This window comes from Solwaraspora sp. WMMD1047 (assembly GCF_029626155.1).
Taxonomy (GTDB): Bacteria; Actinomycetota; Actinomycetes; order Mycobacteriales; family Micromonosporaceae; genus WMMD1047.
Window position 1 is genome coordinate 4,460,081 of sequence record NZ_JARUBL010000001.1, and the last position, 19,988, is coordinate 4,480,068.

Here is a 19,988-nt window from a genome sequence, read left to right on the forward strand (position 1 = left end):
GGCGCGGGATGGCGAGCACGGCGGCCGAGCGGGGTCAGGAGGTCCGTCGCCGGCTGATGGTGGCGGCGGCCGAACTCATCGCGGAGCGCGGCTGGGCCGGGGTCAGCACCCGATTGGTGGCCGAGCGCGCCGGGGTCGCGGCGGGGCTGGTGCACTACCACTTCGCCTCGGTACGGACGCTGCTGGTCGAGGCCGCGACCGGGGTGATGCGCACCCTCACGGCCGAGCTGATCGCGCTGCTGGAGCGCGCCGGCACGCCGGCCGAGGCGCTGGACGAGATGCTCGCCATGCTGGACGCCCACACCGGCCGGGATCCGACGTCGCTGCTGTTCGCCGAGACCTACCTGGCGGCAGCCCGGGACGACGAGGTACGCGAGGCGGTCGGCGAGGTCGTCGAGGAGGTCCGCGGCCGGCTCGCCGACTGGCTGCGCGACCGGGGCGTACCGGGGCCGACGGAGACCGCCGCGGTACTCACCGCCGCGATCGACGGCGTACTGCTGCACCGCCCGCTCGTGCCCGGCCTGACCAGGGAGGCCGTGGCGCCCGTACTGGAAAGGACCCTGGCACCCGCGTCGAGCGGGCGCCCCGGCGGACGGACGGCGGGTGACCCGGCATGAGGGCGGTCATCTGCGGCGGCGGGATAGCCGGGCTCACCCTGGCCCAGCGACTCGACCAGCACGGCTGGCAGGTGGTCGTGCTGGAGCAGGCACCGGCTCCCCGCGGCACCGGATACATGATCGATTTCTTCGGACCCGGCTACGACGCGGCCGAGGCGCTCGCCGTGCTGCCTCGGCTGCACGAACTCGGCTACCGGGTCCAGGAGATGTCGTACCGGGACGCCACCGGCCGGCGGCGGGCCGGCCTGAGCCTCGACCGGTTCGCGAACCTGGTGGACGGTCGGCTGGTCAGCATCATGCGTCCGGACCTGGAGCGGGCCCTGCGCGAACGGGTCAGCAGCCGGGTGGACCTGCGGTACGCGACCAGCCTGACCGCCATCGACAACCGCGACGACGGGGTCCGGGTCACCCTCACGGACGGCTCGACCCTCGACGCGGACCTGCTCGTCGGGGCCGACGGCATCCACTCCGCGGTCCGCGCCCTGACCTTCGGCGACGAGTCGCGATTCCTGCGGTACCTCGGCTTCCACACCGCCGCGTTCGTCGTCGACGTACCGGAGCTCCACGCCCTGGTCCGCGACCAGTTCTGCCTGACCGACACGGTGGATCGGCAGCTCGGCTGCTACGGGCTGCGCGACGGCCGGGTGGCGGTCTTCACCGTGCACCGCACCGCCGACCCCGGGCTGCCCGCCGACCCCCGGGCCGCGGTGCGGGCCGAGTACGCCCGGCTCGGTTGGATCGTCCCCCGCGTGCTGCGAGCCTGCCCACCGGCCGGGCAGATCTACTACGACCAGGTGGCGCAGGTCGAGGTGCCGAGCTGGAGCCGGGGTCGGGTGGTCCTGGTCGGAGATGCCTGCCAGGCGGTGTCGCTGCTCGCCGGCCAGGGCGCCTCGCTCGGCGTCGCCGGCGGTTACCTCCTCGCCGAGGAGCTGGCCCGGGTCGACCCCGGCTCGTCGGGGACCGACTCGGTCGGCGCCGCGCTCGCCCGGTACGAGGCCACGATGCGGCCGGTGGTGACCGAGAAGCAGCGGGTCGCCCGCGCCGGTACCCGGTGGTTCCTCCCCGAGCGGCGGTGGCAACTGTCGGCCCGCCGGGTCGCCCTGCGGCTGGCTCGGCTGCCGGGCGTCGACCGGATCGTCGCCGGCGCGCTGATCGGTGAACTGACCAAGATCAAGCCAAGCCGGTCGCTGCCGGCATCCCCCGGCTGACCCGACCCGCGCGCTCCCGGCCGGCTGGCCGGCCGGGAGCGCGCGCCGACGGTCAACCGCCCGGGAACTCGTCCGGGTCGACGCCGCTGGTGCTCGCGTTGCCGCCCAGCTGCGGGGTGAGCTTGATCGTCCAGATGGTGAAGGTCCGGGAGGTGGTGGTGAACTTGAACGAGTCGTCGAACTTCCGGTACCGGCACTCCAGGCTGAAGGCCCGCAGTCCCGGGTTCCAGTCCCGGCCGTTGGTCATGAAGATCCGGTACGTCCCGTCGGTGATGCCGGTGACCGTGAAGCTGTTCTTGCTGCGGACGTAGACCCTGATCACGGGACTCTTGGCACTGCCCTTCACGATGCTGATCACCGCGTCGCCGCCACCGTTCTCGATCTTCAGTTGGCCGGAACCCCCCTGCGTCCGCTTGACGTAGGTGCCGTTGGCCAACCGCCGGCTGCCGTCGCCGGCATTCTTCGGGACGAAGGACCCCACCCGGTACGCCCGGGTCGGATCGGCGGTGGCCAGCGCCTGGGCCGCCTCCCGCACCGCGCCGGCGGCCTCGCTGCGGCCGACCCGGGACAGGGCCGACGGGCCGAGGCAGATGTCACCGGAGTCGGCGGCCCGTCCCGCGTCGGTCAGCGCCTCCCGCAGGCCCGCCAGGCTGGTCAGCAGCTGGGTGTGCGCGGTGGCGATGGCCGGCGGCGGAGTGACCGCGACCAGCGCCCGGTAGTGCTTGTCGATGCCGGCCCGGACGTCCAGCGCGGCGACCTCGATCACGTTCGGGTTCTTCGCGGCGGTCAGCGTCTGGAACTCCTTGGTCAGCTCGGTGTCGGCGGCGGTGAGCAGGGCCTGGTACTCGTCCGGGCCGACCGGAGTGGCACTCGGCCGCGGGGCGGCCGCGCTCGGCGAACTGGACGGATCGCCGGTCGCCTCGGTGGCCGGGTCGTCGCGGAAGAACATCACCGGCACCGCGCAGCAGCCGGCCAGCAGCAGCACCGCCAGGGCGGCCCCGGCGGCGATGAACCGCTTGCGGCGCCACGGCGAAGCCGGGCCGGGCGGCGGCACGGCGACCGGGAACTGGGCCGGCCCGAACTGCGGCGGGCCGAACTGCGGCGACCCGGGCGGAGCCGGTGGGCCGGACTGCGGCGGGGCGAACTGCGGCGACCCGGGCGGAGCGGGCGGGCCGGACTGCGGCGGCGCGAACTGGGGCGGGGCGAACTGGGGCGGACCGGACTGGGACGGTGGCCCGGACTGCGGCGGCGCGAACTGGGTTGCCCCGGACTCGGGCGGGAGCGAGTACTGCGGCAGACCGGACTCAGCCTGGCCGGACCCGGCAGCTTCCACCGGGTTCGGGCCGGCCGTCGGGGCCGGACCGGGTGTGGCCCCGACCCGGACCTGGACGTACGCGTCCTGGCGCGACCCGTCAGCCGCCGCCGGACCCAGCTGCGGCAGCCGCAGCACCGTACCGTCCGCCGTCCCGGCCGGGATCCTGATATTTACCGACTGTCCTGACCACGGCAGAACGATTGTCTTGACTGTGTCGGCAAGAGCCTCGTCCGGCCCCAATTCGATGCCGAGCGGCGATTCCGGTCCCATGGGGGCGATTATGGACCGGGCACGCAAGCGCTTCCCGTCAGCCCACCGGCGCCAGCCGGTACCCGACCCCGCGTACCGTCTCGACGAGCGGTGCACCGGCGACGGCCCGCAGCTTGCGACGCAGCCGCTTCACCGCCGAGTGCAGAATCGACGTGTCGCCGAGATAGGTGCCACCCCACACCTCGACGAAGAGCCGCTCGTACGGCCAGACCACGACCGGCGGACGGATCAGGCGCACCAGCAGTTCCCGTTCCCGGCGGGTGGTCGACAGCGGGCCGCCGCGCCAGGTCACCAGGTGGCCGACCGGATCGACCATCAGATCTCCGTAGGAGACCGGCCGCGACGACTCGGCGGGCGGCCGCTCCCCCGGCACCGGAGTGTCCCGTGGCACCGGCCGCGACCCCGGCTGCGCGCCGAACAGGGTGCTGCGCAGCTCGTCGAAGTCGGCGCAGACCAGGACCGGCGCCAACCCGTCGACCCGGCGGACGATCCGTCCGCGCAGGTCCGCGTCCGGCGATACGCAGACCACCAGCCCGACGTCCATGACTCTCCCCACGCCTGCCGCCCGAAGATCGGCGCGGAACCGAAATCGATCAATAATTGCCCGAGTTCGGCCACTGATCAACCCCGGAGACGTCAAACGGTCGATACGCGCAGTGCGGCCGGTCGGATTCGGCGATGATCGGGCGGGACGAGGAGGACCCGTGGACGCCACGCGAGATCGACCGACGCCGGCGAACCCGCTGCCCGGGATCACCACCGACGTACGCGTACGCGAGCACGAGGACGCCCCGCTACCGTCCGGACTGCCGAACGCGATCGGGGTGTTCGACGGGCGGGCGTTCATGTACTCCGACGGCGCCGGCGACGTACCGCCCGCCGGCATGGGCGGTCTGATCGCCAACGACACCCGGCTGTTGAACCGCTGGGAGCTGCTTGTCGACGGCCGCCTGTCGCGGGCGCTACGCGCCCAGGCCACCGACTACTACTCCGCCACCTTCTTCCTCACCAACCAGGGCCGGCGGGGGTTGCCGTCGAGCACCCTCGACCTGCGGCGGATCCGGCTGGTCGGCCGGGACGGCCTGCGCGAACGGATCAGCCTGCGGTCGTACGCCGCCGATCCGGTCCGGGTCGAGCTGCGGCTGCGCACCGGCGTCGACTTCGCCGACCTGTTGGAGATCCGCGCCAACCGGATCCGGGACCGGTCCGGGATGGTCCGGCGCGACCACGCCGCCGACGGATCCCGGCTGTCGTTCGAGTACCGCAACGGCGGCTTCGAAACCCGTACCCAGGTTCTCGTCGACCCGCCCGCGGACCGGATCGACGGTGACGACCTGGTCTGGGAGCTGATGCTGCGTCGCGAGGAGCGGCACTGGTTCGACCTGCAGGTGCCGCTGGAACTCGGGCCGATGGACCTGCCATCGGTGCGGGTCCGACCCGGTACGCCGCTGAACGTGCAGGACCCGGCGCAGCAGTGGGACGCCGACCGGGCCCACATCAGGTGCGGCTCGCCGCTGCTCGAACGGGTGCTGAACCAGTCCGCCGAGGATCTGCTGGCGCTGCGGGTGCGGACCCGCATCGGCGGCCAGGAGGTGATCCTGCCGGCCGCCGGCGCGCCCTGGTTCCTCACCCTGTTCGGTCGGGACACCCTGATCACCGCCTACCAGACGATGGGCGGGAACCCGAACCTCGCCCGTGGGGCGCTCACCTCGCTCGCCCGGTTGCAGGGCCGGCGCTGCAACGACTTCACCGACGAGCAGCCCGGCCGGATTCCGCACGAGAGCCGCGAGGGCGAGCTCACCCGGCTCGGCGAGCTGCCCTACAGCCCCTACTACGGCACCGCCGACGCCACCCAGCTCTGGTTGATCCTGCTCTCCGAGTACTGGCGGTGGACCGGCGACGACGACCTGGTGCGGCGACTGTGGGACGAGGCCCGGGCCGCGCTGGACTGGATCGACCGGTACGGCGATCGGGACGGCGACGGCTACGTGGAGTACGCCACCGCCTCGCCGCACGGGCTCGGCAACCAGTGCTGGCGGGACTCGTGGGACGGCGTGCAGTTCGCCGACGGGCGGATTCCGGTGCTGCCCATCGCGACCTGTGAACTGCAGGGGTACGTGTTCGACGCGAAGACCCGGCTCGCCGAGCTGGCCGCCGGGCCGATGGCCGACCCGGCGCTGGCGGCCCGGCTGCGCGACCAGGCCGAGCGGCTCTTCGAGCGGTTCAACCGGGACTTCTGGATCGAGGAGCGGGGGGGCTACTACGCGATCGGGCTGGACGGCGACAAGAACCGGATCGACTCGCTGACCTCGAACATCGGGCATCTGCTCTGGAGCGGCATCGTGCCGCCGGAACGGGCACCGCTGCTGGGCCGCCAGCTGATGTCGTCGGCGATGTTCTCCGGCTGGGGTATCCGCACGCTCTCCACCGACGACGCGGGCTACAACCCGATCGGCTACCACACCGGCACCGTGTGGCCGCACGACACCTCGCTCATCGTGCAGGGCCTGACCCAGTACGGGCTGCGGGACGAGGCGAACCGGCTGGCGCTGGCGCTGCTGGCCGCGGCCGACCACTTCGACCAGCGGCTGCCCGAGGTCTTCGCCGGGTTCTCCCGCGACGACGGCCCGTTCCCGGTGCCGTACCCGACGCCGTGCAGCCCCCAGGCGTGGGCGTCCGGTGCGCCGCTGCAATTGATCGGCTCGATCCTCGGCCTGGACGCCCGCGACGGGCAGCTCACCGTGCTACCGCAGGTGCCGGCCGAGCTGGGCACGATCCGCATCGACCGGTTACAGGCGTTCGGCCGCCGCTGGTTCATCGAGGCGACCGGTGCCGACAGCCGGGTCACACCTCTGCCGGAGTGATCGCTTCAGATCACGCAAAGCGGTCCAGCCCGCACGCATTGCATTCATGGCACGGCCACGGCTAGGTTCGCGACAGCATCTGGCATCGAGAATCGTCGCTGTGATCGTACCCGGGAGGGTGTCATGAGACGTCGCGACGCGTACCGTCGGTTCCGGTTCTGGTTTGCCTGCTGCCTGGTCCTCGCGGTCGGGGTGCCCGTTGGTCTTCCGGCGTCCGCCGCCGGCGGCGCCAACCCGGTGCTGGTCTGGGACCGGTACGCCCAAGAGGCGATCTGGGACGTCGCCGGCCAGCAGCCGAACGTGCAGGGTCGCAGCTTCGCGATGGTGAACGGCGCGGTCTACGACGCGGTGAACGCGATCGCCGGCCGCCCGTACCAGCCGTACCTGTCGGCGCCCCGGACCCGCGGCGGCGAGTCGGTCGAGGCGGCCGTCGCCACCGCCGCGCACCGGGTGTTGCGGTCGCTCTTCCCCGACCAGCGGGACCGGCTGCGGGTCCAGTACGAGCAGGCGCTGGCCGGCATCGCGGACGGCTGGGCCAAGCGGGGCGGCATCGCCGTCGGCGAACGGACCTCGGCGGCGATGATCGCCGCCCGGCGCGGTGACGGCGCCTTCGGCGACCGGCAGTGGCAGGTCGGCACCGAGCCCGGCGAATGGCTGCCGACCCCGCCCACCTTCCCCGTGGAAGGGGCGTGGATCGGGCACGTACGGCCGTTCGCCATTCCCGACGCGTCCCTGTTCCGCACCCCGGGACCGCCCGCCCTCGACAGCCGGGCGTACGCCCGGGACGTCGAGGAGGTACGCGAGGTGGGATCGGCGGCCAGCACCACCCGCACCGCCGACCAGACCGAGGCGGCGCTCTGGTGGCACGACCGGCGCTCGACCACCTGGGAGGTCCGCCGGCAGCTCGCCACCACTGCGCGACTGGACCTGCTGCAGACCGCCCGGATGCTCGCGATGGTCGACATCACCGGCGCGGACGCCCAGATCGCCTGCTCCCGGGAGAAGGAGCGGTGGAACTTCTGGCGCCCGTTCAGCGCGATCCAGCTCGCCGGCACCGACGGCAATCCGGCCACCGAACCCGATCCGGAGTGGACACCGTTGCTGGTGACGCCGTCGTTCCCGGAGTACCCCTCCGGGCACACCTGTGGCACCGGGGGCCGGATGTCGATCCTGGCGTTCTTCTTCGGCCGCGACGACGTGCCGTTCAGTTCGTACAGTGTGGATGCCGGCGCCCGGCGGCACTTCACCGGTTTCTCGGACGCGCTGGCCGAGGTCATCGAGGCGCGGATCTGGGGCGGCGTGCACTTCCGGACCGCCGACGTCGACGGCGCCGACCTGGGCCGCCGCGTCGCCGAACACATCAGCCGCCACCACTTCCGCCCGAATCCTCACCGGTGACCTCACCCGCAAAACTTCCACGCCTCGTCGCCGGTCAATGTCTGCTTTCCAGCAGTTCCGTGCTGCAACAATGAGAGGCGAGCTCACAATAAGTAGGATGGTGATTCATCTTTCGCATTCGCGACGAGCCCCGGGAGGAGCACCATGAGTGCCGCCCAGATCATCGCGCAACTGTCCGCCGCAACTCAGAAGCTGGACGAGACGCAGGCGAAGCTGCGCTCCGCGCAGCAGGACGCACTACAAGCCAGGCAACTGATCGCCACCGCACTGGAGGGAAGCTCAGCCCAGCTCACTGGCCAGATAGACAGTCTGGTCGATATCCTGTCCCAGGTCGCCGGCCGCACCCCAGCGGTCAATGATCAGGTCAAGAAAACGATCACGAAAGTCCAGGCACTGGGAAACTAGACCCGGGTGGTGGCAGCGCGACAGGTCCGCCACCCGCTGATCTTCCAGCGGAGCCGAACGACAGCACTTCATTACCACGACCACGAGACGAGCAAATCCGAGAACAGGGCGCACCGCCGGCCAAAGTCCGCCAACGGGTCAGCAGCGAAACGATCGGATTGTGGACTTCGGCCACCGCGGCGGCGTACGCGACTTTTCAGGAGTTCCTGCCTACGCTCCCGAAGACCGTCGTCGGAACCCTCCTGGCGACGGCCGGCGCGATCGGGGCGTACCAGGCATGGCGGGCGAGACGGCTGGAGGACAGAGCCGACGATGAGGATCGACGATCGGATTGAGCGGCTGCTGCGGGCCACGATGGACGCCGCGGTGCACCGGGACACCCCACGGTTCGAGAAAGCCCTGAGGAAGTTCCGCGACGCCGAGAGTGTCCGAAAGGCGGTCGATCTCGCCCTCGCGATCTCGGCCTTCGTCCTGTTCCAGATGTACAGCGGCAAACCGTCAGCCGCGCAGATCGCCGAGCTGGCCGCCAGCATCAGCCGCCAGGAGGCGTGGATGGGCCTCACCACCGACGACGTCGAGTCGCTGCTGGGCGGCATGCTCAACGGCGAACCGACCCGCGCACCACTGCTGGCCGACACGATCATGATCCCCGCGATCCTGGTCGCCACCAATCTGGTCACCACCACCTCCCAGCCCAGCAAGGGCGAGTGGTGGTTCAACTACCTGGACAAGATCGAAACCGCCATCGAAACCCCCTAACCCGCGCACGGTCAGAGCTGGTCAGGGCTCGCGCATCCAGGTCTTCGGGTCGGTGACGTAGACGCCCTTGCCCTGGTGCCGCCGGATCACCCGCAGCGCTTCGAGTCGCACGTAGACCATCTGGATCGTGGACGTGCCGACGCCGTACTGAGCCGCCAGGTCGGTGATCGACGGCAGCTTGTCCTCTGGCTTCAGCTTGCTGGTCCGCACGCCGTTGACGATCTCGTCTGCGATGCGGATGTAGTCCGGGGTCGTCGGCATGGCACTCCTTGCGCGTGGCACGCCAATTCGATCACGAGGCGATCCGGATCAACAACCAAGGGTTGACTCTCACGGCTTAGTCGTTAGAGTGGAGTCCGAGCCGCTCTCCTCGCGTGGCAACGATTGGGTGGCTCACCCAATGGCCGGGGGTGGGGGGCATCCCGCCCCCGGCCCGTCCGGCCAGCTCTGTCGTCGTACCGCCGAATGAGGCTGCGGTGGCAGGGCGGGCGGGCCGCCCACGACCGGCAAGGTGGGCGGCCCCCCCTTCCACCCACCCAGGGTGACCGGCACTCCCCCGCCCTCGCCGCTCCGGAAAGGACCGAGGTGGCCCAGGTGTACCGCAACGGCCGGCCGATCGGCACCGGCCGTCCCCACCGACCAACCCCCCACGAGGTACGCACCCACGAGTTCGACCCCCGCCGCCGCGGCCTCGACGCCGAGCAGGTACGCGCCTTCCAGCGCCACCTCGCCGACGAACTGGCCCTGCTGCACCAGGAACTGCGCGCCCTCCACGCCGAGAACACCCGCCTCAGGCAAGCCCTACGCGACTGGCAGGCCACCCACACCCGCCCGGCCCCCGACCAGTTCCGCAACAACACCGGCCACTGGTAGTCCCCGAGCCAGCCGGCTCGCCGATGCTCCAACCCCCGGCCCCTGGTTCCCGCCCCAACCCCAACACCTGACGCGGTACACCCACCCCCACCGTGACGCCGCCCGCCTAGCGCGCCCCACGATTCCCTTGATCAAATGATGAAAAGTGTCGTCTCAGACCTCCTGGGCGACCCTTTTCATCATTTGATCAAGGAGCCAAGGGGGGTGGCCGGGTCAGGCACCGTTGCCGAGGGTGGCGCGGGCGGCGAGGATGTGGGCGCGCATGACCGAGCCGGCCCAGGCGCGGTCGCCGGCGGCGAAGGCGTCGATCAGCTCCCGGTGGTGGGCCATGCTGCGGGTCATCGCCGCCTCGTCGTAGCGGCGGAAGGTGCGGTTCACCAGCGGAGTCTGCACGACCGCGCCGAGCAGGGCGCTCAGCCGGCGGTTCCGGCCGGCGCTGAGGATGATCTCGTGGAACTCGGAGTTGCAGACCGCGATCAGATCCGCCCGGTCCGGGGCCGAGCTGGCCGCGTGCCGTTCCATCGCCGCGCACAGCTCGCGCAGCCGGTCGATCTCCTGGGCCGTGATCCGGGCCGCGGCCAGCTCGGCGCCGTACCCCTCCAGCAGGGCGCGGAGCTCGAAGATCTCCTCCAGGTCCTGGTCGCTCCAGGCTGGCACGGTGGCGCCCCGGTTGGCCTCCCAGTCGACCAGGCCCTCGGCGTGCAGCCGGCGCAGCGCCTCCCGGACCGGGGTGCGGCTCACCCCGACGGCGGCGGCCAACTCCTCCTCGGACAGTTTGGCTCCCGGCTCGTACGAGCCGTCCAGGATCCGGGTCTTGATCGACTCGTACACCCCTCGGGTGGCACGAACCATGTCCTCACCTGCTTTCCCCGAGGGTGAACCTACATGGACGCCGTGGAACCGGCGTTGACCCCGTACTCCGAGCCGGTCACCTGGCGGGCGCGGTCGCCGGCCAGGAAGAGCACCACCTCGGCGACGTCTTCCGGGTCGTTCATCCGGCCGAGCGGCAGTTTGCGCACGTCCCGAACGAGGTGGTCGGCGGCGGCGTCGAGGTCGGAGCCACCGGCCAGCGACGCCAGATAGGCGTCCATGGTGGCGGTGCGGGTCGGGCCGGGAGCCACCGTGTTGACCCGGACGCCGTGCGGGCCGTACTCGAAGGCCAGGGCCTTGGCGAGGCTGAGCAGGGCGGCCTTGGTCACCGAGTAGTCGAGCAGCCGCGGCGTCGGGTGGCGGGCCGCCTCCGAGCCGATCATCACCACGCTGCCGCCGCCCCGGTCCACCATGATCGGGATGACGGCCCGGCAGAGCCGTACGCCGGACATCACGTTCACATCCCAGCTGCGCTGCCAGGAGGCGTCGTCGATATCGGTGAACCCGTCCCGGTACGGCGCCACCGCCACGTTGTTGACCAGCACGTCCACCCCGCCGAAGCGGTCCGTCGCGGCGGCCACCAGGTCGTCCACCCCGGTCGCGGTGCCCAGGTCTGCGGTGACGGCGAAGCCGGCGCAGTCCGAGGTGTCCAGGTCGGCCGAGACCACCTCGGCCCCCGCCTCGGCCAGCCTCCGCGCCACCGCCAGCCCGATGCCGGACCCGGCCCCGGTGACGAGCGCGATCCGTCCGGCCAACCCGTCGCTCATCCGCCACTCCCGACGTCGCTGCCAAGGTGACTACCGGCGCCGCTGCCAAGGTCGCTGCCGGCACCGTTCCCGAGGTCGCTGCCGAGGCCACTCCCGACACCGCTCCCAGGGCCGTTGCCGAGGTCACGGCCGGCTCCGCTCCCGGCAGCGGGAGCGATGCCGGCGGAGGCGAGGATCTCGTCGGTGTGCTGGCCCAGGGTTGGCGCGTGCCGGTAGCCGGTGACCGGTGACGCGGAGAGTGAGATCGGTGAGGCGATGGTGCGTAGCCGCCCGGCGGCCGGATGGTCGACCACCGAGACGAAGCCGGCGGCGCGCAGGTCCGCGTCGCGCAGGATCTCCTCGTAGTCGGCCAGCGGCGCGCACGGTACGTCGATCTCCCGCAGTGCGGCCAGCCAGTGCCCGGTCGGCTGTTCCACGAGCACCGAGGCGACCACCTGGTAGAGCCGGTCGGCATTGGCGATGCGCTTGCCGACGGTGTCGAAGTCGGGGTGGCGCAGCAGGTCCGCGCGTCCGACCAGGGTGAGGAAGCGGTCCCACTGCTCGCCGGTGTAGATCAGCACGCAGAGGTGGCCGTCGGCGGTGCGGTACGGGCGCCGGTTCGGGGCCGCCGTGCGGGGGTAGACCGGCGGCCCGGTGGGCGGCTCGAAGGTCCAGCCGTCGAGCTGTTCGAGCAGCCCGAACGCGATCATCGTCTCCAGCATCGGCACCTCGACCCGCTGGCCCTGCCCGGTGGCGTCGCGGTGCCGCAGCGCGGCCAGCACGGCGGTGGCGGCGGTCAGGCCGGCGAGCTTGTCGGCGAGCGGGGTGGTGACGTACCCGGGTCGGTCCTGGTTGATGCTCTGCAGCCAGGCCATCCCGGAGGCGCCCTGGATCACGTCGTCGTAGGCGGGCCGGTCGGCGTCCGGACCGGTGCTGCGGAACCCGGGGATGACACAGTGGACGATGTCCGCGCGCAGGGCAGCGACCTCCGGGTACGACAGCCCCAGCCGGTCCGCCGCGCCCGGCCGCATGTTGTGCACCAGCACGTCGGCGGTGGGGATCAGCCGGGCCAGCGCGGCCCGGCCGGCCGCCGACTTGAGGTCCAGCACGACGCTCTTCTTGCCCCGGTTCATGTTCAGGAAGACGGCGGCCAGGCCGGGGGTGCGGCTGGCGCCGAGTTGGCGGGCGATGTCCCCGCCCGGCGGCTCGACCTTGACCACCTCGGCGCCCAGGTCGGCCAGCATCAGGGTGCAGTACGGCCCGGAGAAGGTGCTGGTGAGGTCGAGCACCCGCAGCCCGTCCAGTGGCGCGGCCATCAGAACCCGCCGGCCCGGCTGAGCAGGCCCGGCACCTGTTCGCCGAGGACCCCGCCGAGCCACCGGGCGTTGTCGATCGCGGCGTCCAGCGACATCGTGGTGGGGTACCCCGACCGGTGCAGGGCGTAGACGACGTCCTCGGTGGCGACGTTGCCGGTGGCGTTCGGCGCGAACGGGCAGCCGCCGAGCCCGCCCACACTGGCGTCGACCGCCGTGGCGCCGGCTCCGACGGCGGCCAGGACGTTGGCCGAGCCCAGGTTGCGGGTGTTGTGGAAGTGGCAACGCAGCGGCGCGTCGGTGACCGCCCGGACGGCGGTGAAAACCCGCTCCACCTGCTCCGGCACGGCCACGCCGATGGTGTCGGCCAGGGCCACCTCGTCCGGCCCGGCCGCCAACACGTCCTCGACGATGTGCAGCACCCGCGACAGCGGGGTCTCCCCCTCGAACGGGCAGCCGAAGGTAGCGCCGACGGTGACCGAGGCGCGCAGGCCGGCGTCGTGCGCCCGGGGCAGCAGCCGCCGCGCCTCGGCGACCGCCTCGGCCGTGGTCATGCCCTGGTTGCGCTGGCCGAAGGTGTCGCTAGCCAGCACCACCACGTTCACCTCGGCCACCCCCGCCGCGATCGCCCGGTCCAGGCCGCGGGCGTTCATGATCACCCCGATCGAGTCGACGCCGCTGTCGCCGAGGCCGGCCACCACCTGCTCGGCGTCGGCCAGGTTCGGCACCTTGGCGGGGTGCACGAAGCTTGTCACCTCGACCCGGCGGGAACCGGCCGCGACCGCCCGCCGGACCAGCTCGATCTTGTCGAAGGTGGCGACGAAGCGGGGATGGTTCTGCAAGCCGTCGCGCGGGCCGACCTCGATGATCTCGACGCTCAAGACAGCGCCTTCAGGCCGGCCTGGGCGACCTCCATGTCCTGCGTGTAGTGGCCGCCGCTGACCCCGATCCCGCCGACCACCTGGTCGTCGACCTTCACCGGGTAGCCGCCGCCGAAGGTGACCAGCCGGTCGATCCCGGCCGGCGCCCCCATCGCCAGCGGGCCGTCCTCCTTGATGAAGTCGTACCAGCCGTCGCTGCTCAACCCGAAACCCACCGACGTGTACGCCTTGTCCTGCGCCAACTGCACGCTGACCATCGCCGCACCGTCCATCCGGGCGTACGCCTTGAGCACCCCGCTCTCGTCGCAAACGGCGACGGTCACGGCGAAGCCCATCTCCTCGGCCTTCGCCACCGCGGCGTCGATCATCTTGCGGGCCGCCCGCGCCGAGATGGACTGCTTGCGGACCACGTTCGGGTTCTTCGGCATGATTTTCTCCTTCATCAGATGGCGCCGGCGGCGCGCAGTTCGGCGATCCGGTCGGCGGAGAGTGCGAGCACCTGTCGCAGCACCTCGTCGGTGTGCTGGCCGAGCTTCGGGCCGACCCACCGCAGCCGGCCGGGGGTGCCGGACAGCCGCGGTGCCACGTTGTGCATCGGGAACGCGCCCATCTCGGGATGCGGCAGCTCGATGATCGACTCCCGGGCGGCGAAGTGCTCGTCGGCGAGCATCTCCCGGGCGGTGTAGACCAGGCCGGCCGGCACTCCCCCGTCGTGCAGGAGCTTGAGCAACGCTTCCTGGTCGAAGGTGGCCGTCCAGGCGGCGATCAGCTCGTCCAGGGCGGCCTGGTTCTCGCCCCGGGCCGCGTGGCTGGCGTACCGGGGATCCGTGGCCAGGTCGGCGCGGCCCATGGTGGCGGCCAGCCGGCGGAACACGGTGTCCTGGTTCGCCGCGATCAGGATCGAGGCGCCGTCCTGGGTGGGGTACGCGTTGCTGGGCGCCACGTTCGGCAGGATCGAACCGGTCCGCTCCCGGACATAGCCGGTCAGCGCGTACTCCGGCAGCAGCGACTCCATCAGGGCCAGCACCGACTCGTAGATGGCGCTGTCGACCACCTGGCCCTGGCCGGTGGCCTCGGCCACCCGCAGCGCCATCATCGCGCCGAGCGCGGCGAAGGTGCCGGCCAGCGAGTCGCCGAGGCTGACCCCGATCCGGCTCGGCGGGGTGGCCGGGTCACCGGTGACGTACCGGATGCCGCCCATCGCCTCGCCGATCGAGCCGTAGCCGGCGCGGGAGGCGTACGGGCCGCTCTGGCCGAACGCGGTGACCCGCACGATCACCAGCTTCGGGTTGAGTTCGCGCAGCTCGTCCGGGCCGAGTCCCCAGCGTTCGAGGGTGCCGGGGCGGAAGTTCTCCACGAAGACGTCCGCCTCGGCGAGCAGCTCGCGCATCACCCGCTGCCCCTCGGGCACCCTCAGGTTGCAGGTGACGGACTTCTTGTTGCGGCCGACCACCGGGAACCACAGCGACTTGCCGTGCGGCTTCTCCCGGCCCCACTGGCGCATCGGGTCGCCGTTGGCCGGCTCCTCGACCTTGATCACCTCGGCGCCGAAGTCGCCCAGCAGCTGGCCGCAGAACGGGCCTGCCAGCAGCACCCCGGCCTCGACCACCCGCAGCCCGGTCAACGGCCCGTCGGCGAACCGGCCGGTCCGGCCCCCATCCCCGGCCCCGCCGGTCCGGCCCCCGTCGCCGGCCTCGCCGGTCAGCGGTCCGTCGCCGGGAGCACCGGCCAGCGGTCCGTCGCCGGGAGCACCGTTCAGCGGCCCGCTGCCGGGAGTGCCGGTCATCGGGCGTCCCCGGTCACACGGAACATCGCCTCGATGCGCGCCTCTGCGTAGCGCGACACCGCGCCGTCGCGGGAGACCGAGCGCACCCCGTCGATCTTCAGCAGGGCGGGGCGGACCAGGGAGCCCATGGTGACCGGCGCGGACGGGCAGGCGGCGCAGCGGCCGTGGAAGGTCACGTGGGCGTCGCCGTCGGCGTCCACGTCGACGGACACTCCGCCGCCGTGCGCCTCCACGAGCTGGCGTACCTTGCCGTCCAGCGCCCGGTCGGCGGCGCGGTTGGTCTTCTTCCTACCGGGCATGCTCGGCCGCCTTCCGCGCCTTCTTGCCGGACTTCCCGGACTTGCCGAGCTTCCCGGACTTGCCGAGCTTCTCGGACTTGCCGAGCTTCTCGGACTTCCTGCCCTTCTTCGTCACGGTGGCGGAGCCGTTTCCGTACAGCTCCTTCTTCTTCACCTCGACGTCGACGCCCATCAGGCGGGCGAAGTTGAGGCCGAAGATCTTGGCCTTGACCTCGTCGGTGAGCGGCGGGTAGCCGTACCCGTCCTGCAGGTCGTCGGGCATCCGCATGTCGGCGAAGAGGTCGATGTAGGCCTGCACCTTCGGCCAGACGAACGCCTCGGAGCCCCAGAGCAGCCGGTCCGGGCCGACGTGCAGCAGGCACTTGCCGATCGCGTGCAGGGCGGCCCGCGGCGCGACCGGGTACTGATTGATCCAGGCGGTCAGCGCGAGGTGGATGTTCTCGTAGCGGGCCGCGATGTTGATCGTCTCGTTGATGAACGGCTCACCCAGGTGGTGCACGATGAAGTTCATCTCCGGGAAGTCCTGTGCGGCCCGCTCCAGGTCGTACGGCGCCAGGTCGGCGATGTGCTGGGTGTTGAACGCCAGTCCCTTGTGGAACTGCACGTTGTTGACGCCGTGCTCCAGCGCGGTCTCCCACAGCGGGTACGCGGTATTGCGGTCGTCGATGCGCCAGGACACCCCGCCGGAGTGGGCCTGGTAGAACTTGAAGCTTGTCGCGCCCCACTCGGTGATCTGCCGGATCATCTCGGTGACCGCGCCGTACCGGCCGTGCGTGATCGGGTCGACCCCGCCGCAGAACAACACCCGGTCCGGGTACGCCTCCTTGAGCCGCCAGTTGTTCTCGGCCGGCGAGAAGCCCAGTTTCCAACCGCCGTGGCTGGGCACCGTCTGGGCCATCGCCAGGTCGGTGTCCGATTCGGCGAACATCAGCCGGTACGCGTCCTCGACGGAGAGTTCCCGCCCGGAGATGTCGTCGTATGGGTAGCCCGGCCCGGAGTACTTCTTCGCGTACTCGACCAGGGCGTTCGTCGACTTGCGGCCGCCGTGGTTGAAGTCGATGTTCTCGTCGGTCAGCTTGTACATGTGGATCGCGTTGTCGAACACGAAGTAGTCGTTCTTCATGCGGCACTTCCCTTCGGTGGGTGGTCCTGCTCCAGCCGTTCGACGTGCCGGACCGCGAGTTGACGGCGGCGGCGGACCGACCAGGCCGCCACCGAGACCCCGACGATCACCGCGAGGCCGTTGAAGATGCGTTCGATCCAGGTGGCGGCGCCCAGGTGCTGCAGCCCGGCGATGGTGAAGGTGATGAAGTACGCGGCGATCACCGTGCCGAGGATGTTGACCCGGCCCGGCCGCAGCACCGCCGCACCGAGGAACGCCGCCGCGAACGCCGGCAGCAGGAACTGCTCACCCACGGTCGGCTGGGCGGACCCGACCCGGGAGGCGAGCAGCACCCCGGCGATCGAGGCGAGCACGGCCGCGCCGACGAAGGCCCGGATGGTGTAGCTGCGGATGTCGATGCCGGCCCGGGCGGCGCCGCGCAGGTTGCCGTCCATGGAGTAGAGCCGCTGGCCGAACGGCGTCCAGACCACGATGAACTCCAGCACCAGCACGACCGCGACGAGGTAGAACAGCGGCAGCGGGATACCGGCCAGCTCGCCGCGGGCGATCTCGGTGAACCCGGCCGGTACGTTCTCGAAGATCACCCGACCGCTGGTGATGGCGTAGAGCGAGCCCATCAGCAGGCTCCCCGACGCCAGCGTGGCGATGATCGAGCTCATCTGGAACTTCAGCACCAGCAGGCTGTTCAGCAGCCCGACCAGCACCGCCAGCACGAGGACGGCGAGCAGCGCGAACCAGATCGGCAGGCCGTGCACCGCGACCAGCCAGACGGCCATGCCGTGCGCCAGGCCGAGCATCGGACCGACCGAGGCATCCAGGTAGTGGGCCAGCAGCGGCAGCGTCGCGGCCAGCGCCACGATCACCGTCACGGTCTGGTTGACCAGGATCAGCCGGAAGTTCGTGGTGGTGAAGTAGGACTCCGGACTCAGCACCGAGAAGAACGCGATCACCAGCACCAACATCCCGAGCAGGCCGAACCGGCTCACCCCCTCGATCAGCCGCTCACCGCCGCTGACCCGGGACCGGTCGGCGTTCTGCCGCACCACCGCGCGGTCGCCGGCCGGCGGTGGGGCCGTCCTGGTCGCCGAATCGGTCATCGCGCTGCCTCCCCTGCCATCGCCGGGGCGCCCTGGACGATGAGCTGCACGCAGCGTTCGACGTCGAGCACCTCGGTGGTTCCGTGGTAGACGCACCGGCCGCCCTTCATCACCAGCAGCCGGTCGGCCAGGTCGAGCACCTCGGGAATGCGGTGGCTGATCACGATCACCGCGTACCCCCGGTCGCGCAGCCGCCGGATCAGGTCGCTCACCCCCTGGGACTCGGTGGTGCCCAGCGCGGCGGTCGGCTCGTCCATCACCATCACCCGGGGCTCGTTCTCGGTGACCAGCGCACGGGCGATCGCGACCATCTGCCGCTGGCCGCCGGAGAGCCCCTCGACCAGCACGTTCATGTCGTGCAGGTCGATGCCGAGCTCTTCGAGCACGGCCCGGGTCCGGGCCCGCATCGCCTTCTTGCGCAGCACCGGCAGGCCGCGCGGGCCGGCGGTCCATTCGCGGCCGAGGAAGACGTTCTCGACGATGCTGAGGTTGTCCGACAGGCCGAGATCCTGGTAGATCATCTCGATGCCGAGGGAGCGGGCGGTGCCGATGGTGTGCGGGCGCAGGTCCCGCCCGGCCACCCGCAGCCGCCCGCTGTCCGGGGCCACCGCCCCGCTGACCATGCCCATCAGCGTCGACTTGCCGGCGCCGTTGTCCCCGACGACGCCCAGGATCTCACCCGGGCGTACGTCGAAGGAGACCTCGCTGACGGCGCGGACCCGGCCGTACGACTTGGAGACGCCCGCCACCTCGAGGACCGGTCCGGCCCCGCTCATTGGGCCGCTGCCCACATCTGCTCGTACCGCTCGGCGTAGTTGACGTAGCTGCTCCAGTCCACGGTGCCGTCGGCCGGGGCGTTCGAGGCGTCGAAGACGGTGGCCGGGATGCCCTGCTCGGCGTCCGGCAGCGCGGGCTGCCCGGCCGCGAGCCGACCCACCTGGTCGATCGCCGCGTACGCGTTCCAGCCGCGGATCGCGCCGAAGTCGGCGAACTGGTCACCGGCGGCGACGCTGGCCAGCCGCTCCGCCTCGGCGTTCTTGGACATCACCTTGATGTCGTCGCGGCCGGCCGCCTTGAGCGCCGCGATGATCGACTCCACCCCGTTGCCGTACGGGGTGAGGATGTACTCCAGGTCGTCGCCGTACTTCTGAATCAGCGAGGTGGTGATGTTCTGCATCTCCACCGGGTCGGTGGCCTGGGTCAAGGTCCGCTCGCGGACCTCCAGCAGCTCACAGCCGGTGCAGCCGGCGAGCACCCGCTTGCTGGCCTCCAGCGCCTCCACCAGGTGCGGGTAGCCGACGTCCCAGAGGAAGACCACCTTGGCGGTGCCGCCGGAGTCGGCGACCGCCTTGGTCGCCTCCAGCACCGCCTGGAAGGTCTCCCGACTGGAGACGTGGGCGTCGTACCCGACCGCGCCGCCCTCGGCCACCGCGGAGACGCCGACCACCGGGATGTTCGACTTCTGCAGCTCGGCGACGCCGTCGGCGACCTGGTTCTCGGGGATGGCCACGGTGATCACGGCGGTGGGCTTGTTGGCGGCGGCGGTCGCGAAGGCCCGTTGGAAGCCCTCCGGGGTGCCCTGCCCGTCCAGCACCTCGGCGGACCAGCCGAGGCTGGTGGCGATCTCGGCGGCCTTCTTGCCGACCTCCTCGCAGGAGGTGCCGATCCGGCAGACGATGATGTTGAGCTTGCTGCCGGCCGGCGGCTTCACCGACTCGGTCGGCCCGGACCAGTCCTGGTAGACCTTGATCTTGTCGAGCGTGATGTCGGCTTCGGCGCCCTCGAAGTAGAGCATCCCGTTGGTGCCAGCCTCGATCAGTTCGGCGGCCTGCTGGGTGTAGGCGTCGTTCACCTCGGCCGGGGCGTCGGATCCGGCGTCGTCCGAACCGCAGGCGGCGGTGAAGAGGAGCCCGGCCACGCCGAGCGCGGCGGCGAAGATGCGGAGCCGTCCGGCCCCGAAGGTCTGGGTCAAGGTGCCACTCCCTACAAGAGGCCCGCTGGCGGGACGTGAAGTCGACGAGTCGTGGGGTGATCGCAACCCGCGGCGAGGCGCCTGGGTGATCCGCACCTCAGCTTTGTACGCAATCGAACGTAGGCACCGCGCTCTCGCTGTGTCAATAGTTCACGTGGCAGAAACATTATCCCTGCTAGCGCCTACCTTGAT

Annotated in this window: 21 protein-coding genes; 7 read left to right on the top strand and 14 right to left on the bottom strand. The window is 71.3% G+C overall.

Annotation, left to right across the window (positions count from 1 at the left end; translation table 11 throughout):
* Positions 1 to 8: 8 nt before the first annotated feature.
* Together O7627_RS20325 and O7627_RS20330 are read left to right on the top strand one after the other, a co-directional pair.
* Positions 9 to 617, top strand: coding sequence for a TetR/AcrR family transcriptional regulator (locus O7627_RS20325; RefSeq protein ID WP_278095083.1), 609 nt, complete (start codon positions 9 to 11; stop codon positions 615 to 617).
* Positions 614 to 1,825, top strand: a complete 1,212-nt coding sequence (locus O7627_RS20330; RefSeq protein WP_278095084.1) for an FAD-dependent oxidoreductase — start codon at positions 614 to 616, stop codon at positions 1,823 to 1,825. Before O7627_RS20325 ends, O7627_RS20330 begins: the two co-directional genes overlap by 4 nt.
* A gap of 52 nt (positions 1,826 to 1,877) precedes the next feature.
* On the opposite strand, the gene O7627_RS20335 is transcribed toward O7627_RS20330, so the two are convergent.
* Both O7627_RS20335 and O7627_RS20340 read right to left on the bottom strand, forming a co-directional pair.
* A complete protein-coding gene (locus tag O7627_RS20335) occupies positions 1,878 to 3,410 on the bottom strand; it encodes a hypothetical protein (RefSeq protein ID WP_278095085.1) in 1,533 nt (510 codons plus the stop codon).
* A 37-nt stretch (positions 3,411 to 3,447) separates the two neighbouring features.
* A complete protein-coding gene (locus O7627_RS20340) occupies positions 3,448 to 3,954 on the bottom strand; it encodes a winged helix-turn-helix domain-containing protein (RefSeq protein WP_278095086.1) in 507 nt (168 codons plus the stop codon).
* A gap of 160 nt (positions 3,955 to 4,114) precedes the next feature.
* Between O7627_RS20340 and O7627_RS20345 the strand changes: the two genes are divergently transcribed.
* The 4 genes from O7627_RS20345 to O7627_RS20360 all read left to right on the top strand — a co-directional run bounded on the left by O7627_RS20345 (position 4,115) and on the right by O7627_RS20360 (position 8,836).
* Positions 4,115 to 6,274 (top strand): glycogen debranching N-terminal domain-containing protein, encoded by a 2,160-nt coding sequence (locus O7627_RS20345; RefSeq protein WP_278095087.1) that lies wholly within the window; start codon positions 4,115 to 4,117, stop codon positions 6,272 to 6,274.
* Positions 6,275 to 6,397: 123 nt separating this feature from the next.
* Positions 6,398 to 7,672, top strand: a complete 1,275-nt coding sequence (locus tag O7627_RS20350) for a vanadium-dependent haloperoxidase (RefSeq protein ID WP_278095088.1) — start codon at positions 6,398 to 6,400, stop codon at positions 7,670 to 7,672.
* Between the two features lie 144 nt (positions 7,673 to 7,816).
* Positions 7,817 to 8,077, top strand: coding sequence for a DUF6244 family protein (locus O7627_RS20355; protein ID WP_278095089.1), 261 nt, complete (start codon positions 7,817 to 7,819; stop codon positions 8,075 to 8,077).
* A gap of 312 nt (positions 8,078 to 8,389) precedes the next feature.
* A complete protein-coding gene (locus tag O7627_RS20360; RefSeq protein ID WP_278095090.1) occupies positions 8,390 to 8,836 on the top strand; it encodes a hypothetical protein in 447 nt (148 codons plus the stop codon).
* Between the two features lie 21 nt (positions 8,837 to 8,857).
* Here O7627_RS20360 and O7627_RS20365 read toward each other — a convergent pair whose 3' ends face one another.
* Positions 8,858 to 9,097: a winged helix-turn-helix domain-containing protein gene (locus O7627_RS20365; protein ID WP_278095091.1), complete on the bottom strand. Its 240-nt coding sequence runs from the start codon at positions 9,095 to 9,097 to the stop codon at positions 8,858 to 8,860.
* A 324-nt stretch (positions 9,098 to 9,421) separates the two neighbouring features.
* Here O7627_RS20365 and O7627_RS20370 point away from each other — a divergent pair, with 324 nt between their 5' ends.
* Complete coding sequence (locus O7627_RS20370) at positions 9,422 to 9,709, top strand: DivIVA domain-containing protein (RefSeq protein ID WP_278095092.1); 288 nt, start codon at positions 9,422 to 9,424, stop codon at positions 9,707 to 9,709.
* Positions 9,710 to 9,922: 213 nt separating this feature from the next.
* Here the strand turns inward: O7627_RS20370 and O7627_RS20375 are convergent, their stop codons facing one another.
* The 11 genes from O7627_RS20375 to O7627_RS20425 are packed head-to-tail and all read right to left on the bottom strand — an operon-like array spanning position 9,923 to position 19,796.
* Positions 9,923 to 10,561: a GntR family transcriptional regulator gene (locus O7627_RS20375; protein WP_278095093.1), complete on the bottom strand. Its 639-nt coding sequence runs from the start codon at positions 10,559 to 10,561 to the stop codon at positions 9,923 to 9,925.
* A 29-nt stretch (positions 10,562 to 10,590) separates the two neighbouring features.
* Positions 10,591 to 11,346, bottom strand: coding sequence for an SDR family oxidoreductase (locus O7627_RS20380; RefSeq protein WP_278095094.1), 756 nt, complete (start codon positions 11,344 to 11,346; stop codon positions 10,591 to 10,593).
* Positions 11,343 to 12,641 carry a CoA transferase gene (locus tag O7627_RS20385; RefSeq protein WP_278095095.1) on the bottom strand — a complete coding sequence of 433 codons (1,299 nt, stop codon included), beginning with the start codon at positions 12,639 to 12,641 and terminating at the stop codon, positions 11,343 to 11,345. The genes O7627_RS20380 and O7627_RS20385 overlap by 4 nt, the downstream gene beginning before the upstream one ends.
* Positions 12,641 to 13,519: a hydroxymethylglutaryl-CoA lyase gene (locus O7627_RS20390; protein WP_278095096.1), complete on the bottom strand. Its 879-nt coding sequence runs from the start codon at positions 13,517 to 13,519 to the stop codon at positions 12,641 to 12,643. The genes O7627_RS20385 and O7627_RS20390 overlap by 1 nt, the downstream gene beginning before the upstream one ends.
* Positions 13,516 to 13,947 (bottom strand): heme-binding protein, encoded by a 432-nt coding sequence (locus O7627_RS20395; protein WP_278095097.1) that lies wholly within the window; start codon positions 13,945 to 13,947, stop codon positions 13,516 to 13,518. Before O7627_RS20395 ends, O7627_RS20390 begins: the two co-directional genes overlap by 4 nt.
* 14 nt (positions 13,948 to 13,961) lie before the next feature.
* Entirely contained in the window at positions 13,962 to 15,305 is a 1,344-nt protein-coding gene (locus O7627_RS20400) for a CoA transferase (protein ID WP_278095098.1), read from the bottom strand.
* Positions 15,302 to 15,604, bottom strand: a complete 303-nt coding sequence (locus tag O7627_RS20405; RefSeq protein WP_278095099.1) for a NifU family protein — start codon at positions 15,602 to 15,604, stop codon at positions 15,302 to 15,304. Before O7627_RS20405 ends, O7627_RS20400 begins: the two co-directional genes overlap by 4 nt.
* The gene (locus O7627_RS20410) at positions 15,594 to 16,727 is read right to left on the bottom strand and encodes an amidohydrolase family protein (RefSeq protein ID WP_278095100.1); all 1,134 of its coding nucleotides are present in this window, start codon (positions 16,725 to 16,727) and stop codon (positions 15,594 to 15,596) included. The genes O7627_RS20405 and O7627_RS20410 overlap by 11 nt, the downstream gene beginning before the upstream one ends.
* Entirely contained in the window at positions 16,724 to 17,824 is a 1,101-nt protein-coding gene (locus tag O7627_RS20415) for an ABC transporter permease (RefSeq protein WP_278095101.1), read from the bottom strand. Before O7627_RS20415 ends, O7627_RS20410 begins: the two co-directional genes overlap by 4 nt.
* Positions 17,821 to 18,600, bottom strand: coding sequence for an ATP-binding cassette domain-containing protein (locus tag O7627_RS20420; protein WP_278095102.1), 780 nt, complete (start codon positions 18,598 to 18,600; stop codon positions 17,821 to 17,823). Before O7627_RS20420 ends, O7627_RS20415 begins: the two co-directional genes overlap by 4 nt.
* Positions 18,597 to 19,796: a substrate-binding domain-containing protein gene (locus O7627_RS20425; protein ID WP_278095103.1), complete on the bottom strand. Its 1,200-nt coding sequence runs from the start codon at positions 19,794 to 19,796 to the stop codon at positions 18,597 to 18,599. Before O7627_RS20425 ends, O7627_RS20420 begins: the two co-directional genes overlap by 4 nt.
* Between the last annotated feature and the right edge of the window lie 192 nt (positions 19,797 to 19,988).